Source organism: Streptomyces sp. NPDC005281, assembly GCF_040607495.1.
Classification (GTDB): domain Bacteria; phylum Actinomycetota; class Actinomycetes; order Streptomycetales; family Streptomycetaceae; genus Streptomyces.
Genome location: NZ_JBEXGX010000038.1, coordinates 35,843 through 48,399, shown reverse-complemented (window position 1 = coordinate 48,399; position 12,557 = coordinate 35,843). Strand labels below are relative to the sequence as shown.

The window sequence follows — 12,557 nt, the reverse complement described above, 5'->3', positions numbered from 1 at the left end:
CGGCGAGGTGCGGGCAGTTGACGGAGGGACAGAAGGAAGAAGGGGGCGGATCCGGGTGGGCGGATCGGCGAAGCCGAGGCGGCGCAGGGCCGCGGGGGCGGCACCCGGCCGTGAGCGACAGCGGCAGCGGCAGCGGCAGCGGCAGCGGCCGAACGCGCGGGACGAGAAGAGGGCGTCCCGAGGGGAATCGGTTGTCGGCTGCCTGGCCCTGATCACCGCCACGGCGGCCGTCGCCGGGTTCGCGCTGACCGTCATGACCTGGGGTTCCGAGCTCTGGGGGCGGGCGGCACCCGCCTCACCCGGCGGCGGGTACGGCTTCGCGGCCTTGGCCGGTGCGCTGCTGCCGGTCGGGCTGACCGTGGTGATCGTGACCCTGACCCGGATGAAGTGGAAGCCGAGCCCGCTCCGCTCGATCGGCTGGGTGCTCGCCTCCCTGCCCGGTGTCGCCGCCGTCCTCATGTGGGCGGTGGTCGTCTTCGCGGGGTTCCGCCCCAGGCACCGGCGCGACTGGCACGGCGGCTGCTACTCCCGGGGCGGCCCCTGCTGGGTCCACGCCGAATACCCCTGGGTCTGGGCCGTCGGCCTGCTCTCGACGGTGCTCGTCGCCGCCGCGCTGATCACCGCGGCCGTCAGGATCACGAAGGCGCGCGAGGCGTCGGCCGACGGGCCCGACACAGCCGTCGGGCCCGACACGCCCGCCGGGACCGACACGGCCGCCGGGCCCGACAAGGCCAACAGGAGCGCGGCGACCGACGGGAACGCGGCTGCGAGCTGATCCCGGCAAGGGCACCTCGGTCGGCCGGCCCGCAAGGGCACCGCGGTCGGCGCAGATCCCGCGACGGCACCTCGGCCAAGCGGCCCCGCAAGGGCACCTCGGCCAGGCGGCCCCGCGAGGGCGGGCGACCCCCCGGCCGCCGCCGGTCACCCGACCTTCGCCATCCGGGCCACCGGGTCTCCGGCCTCGGGGTTGTCCGTCGCGTAGGTGAGATCGCCGCCCACGGGAGTGAGCCGGACCTCGTGCCGCCCCTTGGTGCAGACGTCCCTGTTGGACTCCGAGGCCACACTCGTGGCGACGAGCTGTGTCTTCGTGACCTTCTTCAGCAGCAGGACGTCGTCGCAGATCCCGCCGATCTGGTCCGTCTGCCGGAAGGTACCCAGTTCCTGCCCCACGGCCGCCTGCCGGACGGTGACGCGGAAGGTACCCATGGGGAGGGTGCCGTTGAGGCCGAGGCCGTCGCCCTCCCAGGTGCCGAGGTAGGAGGCCGGGATCTTCGGCAGCTGCTCGCCCGGATCGGACGCGCTCCTCGTCGGAGACGGTTCCTCGGCGCTCCCGGTGGAACCGGGCCGTGTGGCACCGGCCGACGGGCCCGTGTCGGAGGTGCCGCCGCTCGCCGTGACGGACGGCCGCCCGCCGGCCACGCTCCCCTGGTCGTCCGTGCCGCCTCCCGGCAGCAGGTCGAAGAGGAACGCTGATCCCACGGTCACCGCCGCCAGCGCTCCCGCCACGGCCAGGGCGACCGTGCAGCTCATCCTGCGGCCCTGCCCTCCGGCCCCGGGCGCGGAGGTCGCCGCCACGCTGACCGAGACCTTGCCCGGCCGGTCGGACGCCCCCGGGCCCGGGATCCCTTCGCGGTGCACGGCGTCCTGGGGCCCGGCGGTCCGGTCTCCGGCCTGTCCAGGTACGTACGCGGGCATCGGGGGCGGTGGCCCGAAGCCCGGCGGAGGCGGGCCGAAACCCCCGCCCGCACCCGGCGCCCCGCCCGGCGCTCCCGCCGCCCCGGATGTCACCTGGCCGGGCCCGCCACCAGGCCCGCCACCGGTCCCGGTGACCCGGTCCGCCTCGACCGAGGGACTGCTGAATCCCAACAGCCCGGAGGGCGTGGCCGGCTCGGCCCCCGTCGCCTCAAGGTTCAGCAGCTGTACGGCACTTCGGCTCACCCGCTCGACCAGGGCGCCCGGCAGCCAGCCCGCCGACACCAGCCGCGCGGCGCCCTGCGGTGCCAGCCGGGACCCCACCTCGCCCGGACTGGGCCGCGCCGAGGGCTCCTTGGCCAGGCAGGCCGCCACCAGCTCGCGCAACTCACCCCGCAGGGAGTCGAGTCGAGGCTCCTCGTGCACCACCTTGTAGAGGAGGGAGGCGGAGGAGTCGCCGGGGAAGGGGGGTTCGCCGGTGGCCGCGTAGGCGAGGACGGCGCCGAGCGAGAAGACGTCCGCGGCTCCCGTGACGCCCTTGCCGAGGATCTGCTCGGGGGACATGTAACCCGGGGAGCCGACGGAGACCCCGGTAGAGGTGAGCGAGGCGGTGCCGTCCGTGGCCCGCGCGATGCCGAAGTCGATGAGGAGCGGGCCGTCGAGGGTGAGCAGCACGTTGGAGGGCTTCACGTCACGGTGGACGAGGCCCAGCCCGTGGACCGCCGTGAGCGCCTCGGCCAGACCGGCGCCGAGGACCCGCGCGGAGTGGACCGGCAGCGGTCCGCCGTCGGCTATGGCGGCCGTGAGCGAGGGGCCGGCCGCGTAGCCGGTCGCGACCCAGGGGACGGGCGCCTCCGGGTCGGCGTCCAGGACGGGTGCCGTCCACGCGCCGCCCACCCGCCGCGCGGCCTCGACCTCGCGGCGGAAGCGGGCACGGAACTCCTCGTCGAGCGCGAAGTGCGGATGCACGATCTTGACCGCGACCGTACGCCCGCCCGCGCTGCGTCCCAGATACACGCGCCCCATGCCGCCTGAACCCAGCCGGCCGAGCAGCCGGTAGGGCCCCACGGCCGTGGGTTCGTCGGCTCCGAGCGGCTGCCATGCACTCACGGTTCCCCCTCCCCCGTACACACTGCCCAGCAGCGTAGTCCCGTGCGCGTCCCCGGCCCCGGAACTACCGGGACCGGGGCGGCCGGCGCCTCACGGCTGGAGGAGCCGTACGTTCACGTCCGCCGGGAAACCGGTGGTCGAACCGACCCGGCGCGCGAACTCCCGTACGGCCTCGAGCTGGGAGCCGCCGAAGCGGAAGTCGAGCGTCGTGAAGTACTGCTCCAGGACTGCCTCGTCGAACTCCTCCCACCGGGCCGCCTGCTCGACGACCTTGGAGACCTCGTCGAGGGAGAGGTCCCGGGAGGCGAGGAAGGCCTGGTGCACCTTGCGGGTGACGAGCGGCTCGCGCTCCAGGTAGTCGCGGCGGGCCGCCCACACGGCGAAGACGAACGGCAGGCCCGTCCACTCCTTCCACAGCGCACCGAGGTCGTGCACCTGGAGCCCGTACTTCGGCCCGTCGAGCAGGTTGGCGCGCAGCGCCGCGTCGCCGATGAGGACGGCGGCGTCGGCCTCCTGCATCATCAGGCTCAGATCGGGCGGGCACGTGTAGTACGAGGGCGTCACCCCGACCTTCTCGGCCAGCAGCAGCTGGGCGAGCCGCACGGAGGTGCGTGAGGTGGACCCGAGGGCGACGCGGGCGCCGTCCAGCTGGTCGAGGGGAACCTGAGACACGATCACGCACGACATCACGGGGCCGTCGCAGCCCACCGCGATGTCCGGAAAGGCGACGAGGTCGTCGGCGTGCTTGAGGAACTCGACGAGCGTGATGGGCCCGATGTCGAGGTCCCCTCGCACCAGCTGCTCGCTGAGCTTCTCGGGGGTGTCCTTGGTGAGCTCGAAGTCGAGGAGCGTGCCCGTTCTCGCGAGCCCCCAGTACAGGGGCAGGCAGTTCAGGAACTGGATGTGGCCGACGCGCGGCCGGGTGCGAGAATTGTCCACATCGCGAGGCTAGCCCCCGAGCGCCGGCGTGCGGGCTTCAGGGTCGGCGTGTGCCGGCGGAAACCGTCCCGACTCCTCGTGTCAACTGTTGTGACACCTCGCAGTCGGCGCACGTCAGACCACTGGCCGACGTGCTCACCACCCGTCCGGATGACGTGATCTTCGCCTCTGTTGCTTTCGGCTGCCTGCATGCTAGGCTCGCCGCAAGTTGCAGTTTGGTTTCCCTTGCAGTACAGAGCCTGCGGAGCATGTGACCGCGGGCTCTCGTCGTTTTCAGACGTATGCAGTTGTTTACACAATCGCAGGTTCTGGAGCAGGGCAACCCTTTGGGCCCAAGGAGGGCTTATGGCTACCGGAACCGTGAAGTGGTTCAACGCCGAAAAGGGCTTTGGTTTCATTGCCCAAGAAGGCGGCGGCCCGGACGTCTTCGTCCACTACTCCGCGATCAACGCGAACGGTTTCCGCTCGCTCGAAGAGAACCAGTCGGTTTCCTTCGACGTCACGCAGGGTCCGAAGGGCCCGCAGGCGGAGAACGTCACCCCGCTCTAAGCCTTCGGCTCCATGAGCCCAATGCTTTGATCCGGAACGGATAGCAGTACCCAAGGAGCCCCGCGCCAGCCGGTCGCGGGGCTCCTGCCTTGTGTCCGGAGCCCCGGCCGGCCGGGGCTCCGGAACAGCCGGGCCCCGGACCGGCCGGGGTCGGCCGGGTCAGCCGGGTCAGCCGGTGAAGAGGAAGTACTTCCAGGCACCGTCCGTCGTCGAGTTCACCGTGTCGCCCGACGAGCCGTTGATGTACGAGTCGCGCACCCGGAAACGGACGTTCTTCGGCGGAGTGCCCGTCACCGTCACCTGGGACTTGCCCGACGAACTCAGGGCGAAGTACTGCGTGCCCGTCGTCACCCAGGAGCCCTGGGAGTAGGCCTGTATCTGGAGGCGCTGCCTGCGGCCCGGGTACGCCGTCATCGTCGTCGTGAAGACGGGGTCCGTGGACTGGTGGAAGTAGTAGTACGTGTGCCCGTACACCGACCGCGTCGTGTAGTGCTTGGTGACCGCCGTCGACACGCTGACCCTGGCGCCGACCTTGCTCGCCACCGACTTGGAGCCGTAGTGGGCGTCGCCGGCGAACTTCGCGGTGACCGTCGCGTCCCGCTTGAGGTCGAGGGTGACCGACAGATTGCCGGACGAGTCGACCGTGCCGGACTTGACCCGCGTGTTGGGCTTGTCGGAACCGTACGGGTCGGCCCAGATCTCGACCTTGCGGTTCTTGTACGTCGAGCCGAGGTGGGCCGTGAACTTCACGTCCGCGCCGTAGGAGTACACCTTGCCGTTGTTGTTCAGCGTCAGGGTGGGGGTGGTGCGCGAGACGGCCACCGTGTCCGAGCCGGACCCCGCCGCGTGGCCGGCGTCGCCCGCGTACGCCGCGGTGTACTTGACGCTGCCGCCGACGGTCGGAGTGTCGGCGAAGGAGTACGTGCCGTCGGCGGCGACCGCCACCGAGCCGATCGACTTCCCGCCCGGTGACTCCAGGTCGGTGCGGGTCAGCGTCAGCCTGACACCGGCCGGGAGCGCCTCCTTGGACGTGACCTTGCCCTTGACCGTCAGCTTCTTGGCACGGGTCGCGGTGGCCGGGGCGCTCACGGTGATCGCGGTGGCCGGCTTGGCGGCGTCGACCAGGACCCGCAGCGAGTACACACCCAGGCTGTTGCTGGAGACGGCGAAGAGCCGGCTCTCGTCGGGTGCCCAGGCGAGCCCGGACTCGGCCAGCGTGTCCGCGCCGCTGCTGTCACCGGTGTTGGGGAAGTCGTACTGCCTCAGCGGGCTCGTGGCACCGGCCCGGAAGACGTACACGTCCGGGTCGTACCAGGCGAAGGAGCCCGCCGCGACCATGCCGTTCGGGGCGATGTCGACCGCGTTCGGGTAGGCGACGGTTCGGTAGGTGCCGTCCTCCGACAGGTCCGACGTCCGGTACACCGTGTGGGCGTTGGGGCCCGCGCCGGCGACCACGACGTCCTTGCCGTCCGGGGTGACGGCGAGGTCCGCCAGGCTGCCGCCGTTCGACGGGGAGGTGTGTGCGGTACGGACGACCGTGTCGGAGGACACGTCGTACACGGCCAGTTCGAGCGGGCTCTGCACCGGGATGCCCGCGACCAGCTGACCGGGCGCACCCGGCGAGGAGGCGAGCATCGGGGCCGCGAACCACGGACTGTCGGCGTCCTGGGCCGGCGTGACCTTGTGCTCGGGACCGGTCAGGTCGACGGATCCGATGTTGCCGCTGCCGGCCGAGCCGTAGCCGAACCACAGCTTGCCGCCCGCGAGGGCCGGGTACTTCGGGTCGAGGTTGCCGGTCGGGTAGCGGTCGGACTGGGTCGCGGTCGCCGTGTCGATGGCGACGATCGCGTCGTTGCCGCCGGGCACGGCCGCGTACAGCGTGCCGGAGTCGGCGGACAGTTCGAGTCCCTGCACACCCGGCAGGGAGGTGATCTGCTTGACGACCGTTCCGCTGTAGTCGGTGACCACGATCTTGCCGTTTGACGGGTCGCTCACGAAGACCCGTCGGTGGACGCCGTCCACCACGATGTCGCCGACCGACTTGACCGGCAGGATCTTGCTGGAGTCGGCGGCGGCCGTCGTGGCCGTGCCGACGGCCAGGGCCACGGAGCTGAAGGCGACCGCGAGTGCCGTGGCCATGGGAAGAGTGCGCATACGCACGCTGATTCGAACCCCCCGGAACGAAGTTGTGAAGCCGCCGGGCGTGCGGACGACGGCTTCTGTGCCTGACCTGCGCATCCGTGCGGCGAATGAACGAAGGCTAAGTCATGGCACTGACAACTCGATCAGCCGGGTGGGGGGACTACGTCGCGTACAGGCCCTCGATCTCCTTGCTGAAGTCCTTCTCGATCGCCGTGCGCCGCAGCTTCATGGATGGGGTGAGGTGGCCGGACTCCTCGGTGAAGTCGACCGGCAGGACGGTGAAGCGGCGGATGGACTCGGGGCGTGAGACGAGCCGGTTCGCCTCGTCGACGGCGCGCTGGAGGATGGCCAGCAACTGCGGGTCGTCCATGACGAGTTCCGGCGGAACCGGGTGCTTGCCGTTCATCCGGCGCCAGTGGGCGATGCCCTCGGGGTCGAGGGTGAACAGGGCGGAGACGAACGGGCGGCGGTCGCCGAGCACCATGCACTGGGCTATCAGCGGATGGGAGCGCAGCCAGTCCTGGAGGGGCGCGGGGGCCACGTTCTTGCCGCCCGCGGTGATCAGGATCTCCTTCTTGCGGCCGGTGATGGCGAGATAGCCCCCGTCGTCCAGTTCGCCGATGTCGCCGGTGGCGAACCAGCCGCCGGGAGCGGCGTCGACGACACCGCCCGCGTGCGGGTCCCAGTAGCCGCGGAAGACCTGCGCTCCGCACAGCAGCACCTCACCGTCGGCGGCGATCCGCACCCGGGTGCCCGGCAACGGCCGGCCCACCGTGCCGAGGCGCGGCTTCTGCGGGGGTGTGACGGTCGCGGCGGCCGTGGTCTCCGTCAGGCCGTACCCCTCGAAGATCTCGATCCCGGCTCCCGCGTAGAAGGCGGCGAGCCGGCGGCCGAGCGGGGAACCGCCGCAGATGGCGTGCCGGACCCGGCCGCCGAGGGCGTTACGGATACGGCGGTAGACCAGCGGGTCGTAGAGGGCGCGGGCCGCGCGCAGGGAGCGGCTCGGGCCGGGGCCGGTGCCGTGCTGCCTGGCCTCGACGGCCTCGCCGTACTTCTGGGCGATCCTGGCCGCCCGGTCGAAGGACGAACCGCGGCCCATCCGTTCGGCCGTGGCGCGGCCGGTGTTGAAGACCTTCTCCAGGACGTACGGGATGGCGAGCAGGAAGGTCGGCTTGAACGAGGCCAGGTCCGCGAGGAGTTCATCGGTCTTCAGGCTCGGCGCGTGGCCGAGTTTCACCCGCGCGCGCAGACAGGCCACGGCGACCATGCGGCCGAAGACATGGGAGAGGGGGAGGAAGAGAAGGGTGGAGGCGGGATCCTGGGTACGGGCCTTGAAGATCGGGTAGAGCAGTTCGACGGCGTTGTCGACCTCGGCGAAGAAGTTGCCGTGGGTCAGGACGCAGCCCTTGGGGCGGCCGGTGGTGCCCGAGGTGTAGATGAGGGTGGCGAGCGTGTCCGGGCCCAGCATCCCGCGCCGTACGGCGACTTCCTGGTCCGGGACCTCGCGGCCGAGTTCCGCGAGGCGTTCCAGGTGCCCCTTCTCGAAGACCCACATGTGCCGCAGATCGGGGATGTGATCGCGCTCGGGGCCGAGCGCCGCGGCCTGCGCCACGGTCTCGACGGCGAGCGCGACGGCTCCCGAGTCCTGGAGGATCCAGCGGGTCTGGAAGACCGAGGAGGTCGGGTAGACCGGCACGGTGACCAGACCCGCGGCCCAGGCGGCGAAGTCGAGGAGCGTCCATTCGTACGTCGTCCGGGCCATGATGGCGATCCGGTCGCCCGGCACGAACCCCTCCGCGATCAGCCCCTTGGCCACCGCCAGGACCTCGTCGGCGTACTCGGCGGCGCTCACGTCCTGCCAGCCCGCACCGTCCGGCGTCCTCCGGCTGAGGACCGGATCCAGCGGGGCGGCGGCCGCGTTGTCGAACGGGATGTCCGCCAGGGAGCCGTGCGTCACCTGGCCCACGATCGGCGGCACCGCGACCTCACGCACGACACCGTCCAGCCGCTTGATCTCGGGCTCCGGGAGTGGAGGGGCGGAGTCGGACTGGTAGAGGCTGGACACGGGGCGGCTCCTTGTCGGCCGGAGGCCGGGGCGGGTGCAAAGCGTGTTCGGGCTCGGAGGAGCGCGCGGGCGCGCGATTTCTCATACGGCCCTGGAGGGTGGGGGGTTCAGGGTTCTCGGCAACCCGGTGAAACGGGGATCCTACGGCTCCGAAGTGTGGGGTTTGTGACGCTTTGCCGTAGGCGAGGTGGGAGTTACCCGGGGTAGCTGTGCCTTTTCCGCTCCGGCGGAACCGGCGTCGGCGACCCGGGGGGACTCGGCGTCGGCGGACCCGGCAGATCCGATACCGGCAGAACCGGCAGAACCGGTACCGGCCACCCCGACAGAACCGGTACCGGCGAAACCGACGGACCCGAATCCGGCGGACCCTGCAGAACCGATACCGGCGGACCCGGCGCCAGCGCCCCCGACAGATCCAGTACCGGCGACCCCGGGGGACTCGGCGTCGGCGACCCCGACAGAACCGGTACCGGCGACCCCGGGGGACCCGGCGTCGCCGGACCCGGCAGAACCGATGCCGGCGGTCCCGGCAGAACCGGTAGCGGCGAACCCGACGAACCCGGCACCGGCGGCCCCGCCGACCCGTACGCCGACGCGCCGGGCGAGCCCGCGCCCGAGCGTGCACCCGAGCCCCCACCCGCCCCCGCACCCGAGCCCCGGCGAGCCGTCGCCGAGCGCTCCGCCCTCCAGAGACCTCCGCGCATCATCTCGACCCCGCCCTCCCCCTGACGTAGCCTTACCCCCGGTAACTTACTCCAGAGTAAATTAATGCCCGCCCGAACGCCGGGCAATCCCCCTTCCGGAAAGCCGCGCACCCCCCCGTCCGCCTGGAGACTCCGATGCGCACTCAGCCTCCCGTTAGCCCCGAGCCGCGGACCCGCACCCTCGCCGCTCCTCCCCCGCTCGTCCCGCTGCTGGCCCGCGGCGCCCTGCTCTCCCCCTTCAAGCGGCCCCGCCCGGACGCTCCCGCCCCCGCCGCCCGGCTCCTCCTCTCCGGCGCACGGGTCGACCTCGCCCACCTCGCCGCGTACGAGAGGGTGTGCGGGTTCCCGACCGGCGCGGACGCCCTGCCGGTCACGTATCCGCATGTGCTCGCCTTTCCGCTGGCGATGCGGATCATGGCGGGGCGCGCGTTCCCGCTTCCGCTGCTCGGGCTGGTGCACACCTCGATCGAGATCACCCGACACCAGGAGACCACCGCGACGGCCGCGTACGAACTGGCCGTGCTGGTCGAGAAGTTGGCGCCGCACCGACGGGGCACCGAGGCGACCGTACTGACCGAGGCGAGGGTCCACGGCAGGCTCGTATGGGAGTCGAGAAGCACCTACCTCGCCCGGCACAGGCCCCGGAACACGGACAAGTGCCGCGAGAGCCCGCGGAGCGTCCCGCCGTCCTCCGCCGAGATACCCGAGCCGCTTCCCGCCGTCGCCGAGTGGCGCCTCGCGCCGGACGTCGGCCGTCGCTACGGCGCCGTCTCGGGGGACCGCAACCCCATCCATCTGCACCCCCTCACCGCCCGCCTGTTCGGCTTCCCGGGAGCCATCGCGCACGGCATGTGGACGGTCGCCCGCTGCCTCGCCGAGTACGGACCACGTCAAGCGGTGTACGTGCGGGCCGAGTTCAGGGCACCGGTTCCACTGCCGGGGACGGTGACCTACGCGTCGCTCGGCCCGTCCTTCGAGCTCCGCTCGGGCGACCGGGTCCATCTGACCGGCGCCGTACGGCCGCTCCACGCGCGAGACGGGTGAACTTCTGACGAACACCGCACGGCGAAAGCCCCTCGCCGCCTTCAGCTGCTGCCATCAACTCCCTGATGGTAAGGGCATGTTGAGAAAGCTCTCACAGTGCGCACCCAGCGCACCAAGGTGCTTTCAAGCAGCCCCTCATCCCACCCTCAGACACCGTTCCTAGCCTCGGTCCACTCCCCAGGCCGCCGCCAGGAAAGGCTCCCGAACCATGCCGTCCAGACGTATCGCCGTCATCGCCGACTCCGACACCCGCTGGAAGTGGGGCGCGTCCGTCGCCCGGCAGATCGCGCCCGGGCACGCCCTCGACGCGCTCTTCCTGCGCACCCGGGCCACCCCGACGGAGCGCCAGCTGACGGAGATCGGGATCGTGCCGGACACCCGGCGCGAGGTCACGGTGGCGGAGCTGGTCGACGACGCGGAAATCGGCGCCGCCGACGTGGTCGTGCTGGCCACGGCCGGCGGTACGACACTCGCGCTCACCCACGCCCTGGGGATCGCGTGGGAGGGACGGGAGCGGCGGCCGGTCACGGTCACGGGGTATGTCGGGGTCGTGTACGAGAAGATGGTCGACGGACTCATGACCCGGGCCGGAACCGACCTCGTCCTCGCCAACAGCGCCTACGACGCGGACCGTTTCCGTGCCGCGTTCGCGAGCGTCGGCGTCGACGCGGACTCGGTGGTGGAGTGCGCGCTGCCCTTCCTCGGCGGGGAGCCCTATCTGCCGTCCCCGGAAAGGCCCTTCACGCTCACCTTCGCCGTCCAGCCGTCGGTGCCCAAGGGCCGGGAATCCCGGCTCAGGCTGCTGGAGCGGGCCGCGGCCCACGCGCGACGGCATCCCGAACGGCTGGTGCTGATGAAACTGCGCAGTCTCCCGGGCGAGCACACCACGCACGTCGAGGCCGACCCGTACCAGACGCTCGTCGAGAAGCTGGCCGAGCCCGCCCCGGCCAACCTGCGGCTGACCTACGGCAACATGGGCGAAGTCCTCGACCGCACCGACCTGTTGGTGACCGTCAGCTCGACGGCCGCCCTCGAGTCGATGCACCGCGGCATCCCGACCGCGATCCTCACCGACTTCGGGGTCCGCGAGGCGCACGGCAACCACTACTTCGTGCACTCCGGCTGCCTCGCGTCCTGGGACGACCTGGACGCAGGCGCAGCGCCCCGCGTCGACCCGGTCTGGGCGGCACGGCAGGGCGTCGGCAAGAGCGATCCGTACGCCGCCGCCCGCGCCAGGCTCGACGCGCTGGGAGCGGCGGGACGGCTGCCCGCGCTGCGCCCGTACTACTCGCCGCAGCGGGCGGGGGCGTACCTCGGCGGCATCCTGGAGCGCAACGGCCTCGACGAGAAGGGCAGACCGCTCGTCCTCGCGCCCGGCGCGGGCGGCGCGGGCCCGCTGCGGACGGTCGTCCGCCGCGCCGCGCGCAGCGGCGCCAAGTCCCTCTACCGCGTGGGCCGGGAGAAGGTCGCCCCCGCGCTGCGCCGCTGGGGCCAGAACTGAGCCCACCCGACGCGGGCGGGACCCGGGCCGGCCGGGCGGGTCAGGCCTCCGTGGCGGTCTGGGGCGGGACGCTTCCCGCGCCCGGCCCGGGGACCGGCGCCGTGCGCGGCCCCGGAACCGGCCTCGCGCTCGCGACGCCCGGCCCCGTGCCCGGCCCCGTGCCCGGCTCCGGGGCCGGCGGGGACCACGGCCGGCCCTGCATGAGGGTGCCGAGTCCCGCCCAGGCGAAGTTCATCAGGGTGGCGGCGGCCTGCCGGGCCGAGACGCCCGGGGTGGCGTTGGCCCACGCGGCCATCGACTCGGCGGCGCCGACCAGCGCCTCGGCGAGCCCGGCGACCTCGCGCGTGGGCAGCGAGGGGTCGCGGTGCGCCTCGCGGGCGGCGACGACGATCAACTGTGTGACGAACCGGACCAGTTCCTCGCGCATCGCGAAGACCTCGGCGGCGAAGGGCTCACCGTGCGTTCGGGCCTGGAGGTGCAGGACCGACCAGCCGTCCGGGTTGTCGGCGGTGTGGGTGAAGAACGCCCGCAGCCCTTCCCAGAGTTGCCGGTCGGCGGCCAGCTCGGGGCGGACACCGGCGCGGACCGCCTCGGTGAGCGCCTTGGCCTCACGCCGGATGCACGCCGTGAACAGGTCTTCCTTGGAGTTCAGGTACAGGTACACCAACGGCTTGGACACGCCCGCGAGTTCGGCGATCTCGTCCATCGACGCGGCCCGGTACCCACGCTGCCCGAAGGTCCGTACAGCCGCGTCCAGCATCTGCTGTTCGCGTACCGCACGCGGCATCCGCTTGTTCTTCACAGCACCCAT

Annotated in this window: 9 protein-coding genes; 4 read left to right on the top strand and 5 right to left on the bottom strand. The window is 72.0% G+C overall.

Features of this window, described 5'->3' with window-relative positions; genetic code table 11:
* Window positions 1–55: 55 nt before the first annotated feature.
* Window positions 56–775, top strand: coding sequence for a hypothetical protein (locus ABZV42_RS35985; protein WP_356055664.1), 720 nt, complete (start codon window positions 56–58; stop codon window positions 773–775).
* 146 nt (window positions 776–921) lie between these two features.
* Here ABZV42_RS35985 and ABZV42_RS35980 read toward each other — a convergent pair whose 3' ends face one another.
* Together ABZV42_RS35980 and ABZV42_RS35975 are read right to left on the bottom strand one after the other, a co-directional pair.
* A complete protein-coding gene (locus tag ABZV42_RS35980; RefSeq protein WP_356055662.1) occupies window positions 922–2,802 on the bottom strand; it encodes a serine/threonine-protein kinase in 1,881 nt (626 codons plus the stop codon).
* Between the two features lie 90 nt (window positions 2,803–2,892).
* Window positions 2,893–3,741 carry a menaquinone biosynthesis protein gene (locus ABZV42_RS35975; RefSeq protein WP_356055660.1) on the bottom strand — a complete coding sequence of 283 codons (849 nt, stop codon included), beginning with the start codon at window positions 3,739–3,741 and terminating at the stop codon, window positions 2,893–2,895.
* A gap of 345 nt (window positions 3,742–4,086) precedes the next feature.
* Between ABZV42_RS35975 and ABZV42_RS35970 the strand changes: the two genes are divergently transcribed.
* Window positions 4,087–4,290, top strand: a complete 204-nt coding sequence (locus tag ABZV42_RS35970) for a cold-shock protein (protein WP_037627265.1) — start codon at window positions 4,087–4,089, stop codon at window positions 4,288–4,290.
* A gap of 168 nt (window positions 4,291–4,458) precedes the next feature.
* Here ABZV42_RS35970 and ABZV42_RS35965 read toward each other — a convergent pair whose 3' ends face one another.
* Both ABZV42_RS35965 and ABZV42_RS35960 read right to left on the bottom strand, forming a co-directional pair.
* A complete protein-coding gene (locus tag ABZV42_RS35965) occupies window positions 4,459–6,444 on the bottom strand; it encodes an Ig-like domain repeat protein (protein ID WP_356055658.1) in 1,986 nt (661 codons plus the stop codon).
* A 148-nt stretch (window positions 6,445–6,592) separates the two neighbouring features.
* Entirely contained in the window at window positions 6,593–8,497 is a 1,905-nt protein-coding gene (locus tag ABZV42_RS35960; protein ID WP_355983198.1) for an AMP-binding protein, read from the bottom strand.
* A gap of 839 nt (window positions 8,498–9,336) precedes the next feature.
* Between ABZV42_RS35960 and ABZV42_RS35955 the strand changes: the two genes are divergently transcribed.
* Window positions 9,337–10,245: a MaoC/PaaZ C-terminal domain-containing protein gene (locus ABZV42_RS35955; protein WP_355983200.1), complete on the top strand. Its 909-nt coding sequence runs from the start codon at window positions 9,337–9,339 to the stop codon at window positions 10,243–10,245.
* Between the two features lie 208 nt (window positions 10,246–10,453).
* A complete protein-coding gene (locus ABZV42_RS35950) occupies window positions 10,454–11,746 on the top strand; it encodes a DUF6716 putative glycosyltransferase (RefSeq protein WP_355983202.1) in 1,293 nt (430 codons plus the stop codon).
* A 40-nt stretch (window positions 11,747–11,786) separates the two neighbouring features.
* Here the strand turns inward: ABZV42_RS35950 and ABZV42_RS35945 are convergent, their stop codons facing one another.
* The gene (locus tag ABZV42_RS35945; RefSeq protein WP_355983204.1) at window positions 11,787–12,557 is read right to left on the bottom strand and encodes a TetR/AcrR family transcriptional regulator; all 771 of its coding nucleotides are present in this window, start codon (window positions 12,555–12,557) and stop codon (window positions 11,787–11,789) included.

Coding starts and splice junctions, on each gene's coding strand:
- ABZV42_RS35970 (WP_037627265.1), top strand. CDS start 4,087: ATGGCTACCGGAACCGTGAAGTGGTTCAACGCCGAAAAGGGCTTTGGT.
- ABZV42_RS35965 (WP_356055658.1), bottom strand. CDS start 6,444: ATGCGCACTCTTCCCATGGCCACGGCACTCGCGGTCGCCTTCAGCTCC.
- ABZV42_RS35955 (WP_355983200.1), top strand. CDS start 9,337: ATGCGCACTCAGCCTCCCGTTAGCCCCGAGCCGCGGACCCGCACCCTC.
- ABZV42_RS35950 (WP_355983202.1), top strand. CDS start 10,454: ATGCCGTCCAGACGTATCGCCGTCATCGCCGACTCCGACACCCGCTGG.
- ABZV42_RS35945 (WP_355983204.1), bottom strand. CDS start 12,557: ATGGGTGCTGTGAAGAACAAGCGGATGCCGCGTGCGGTACGCGAACAG.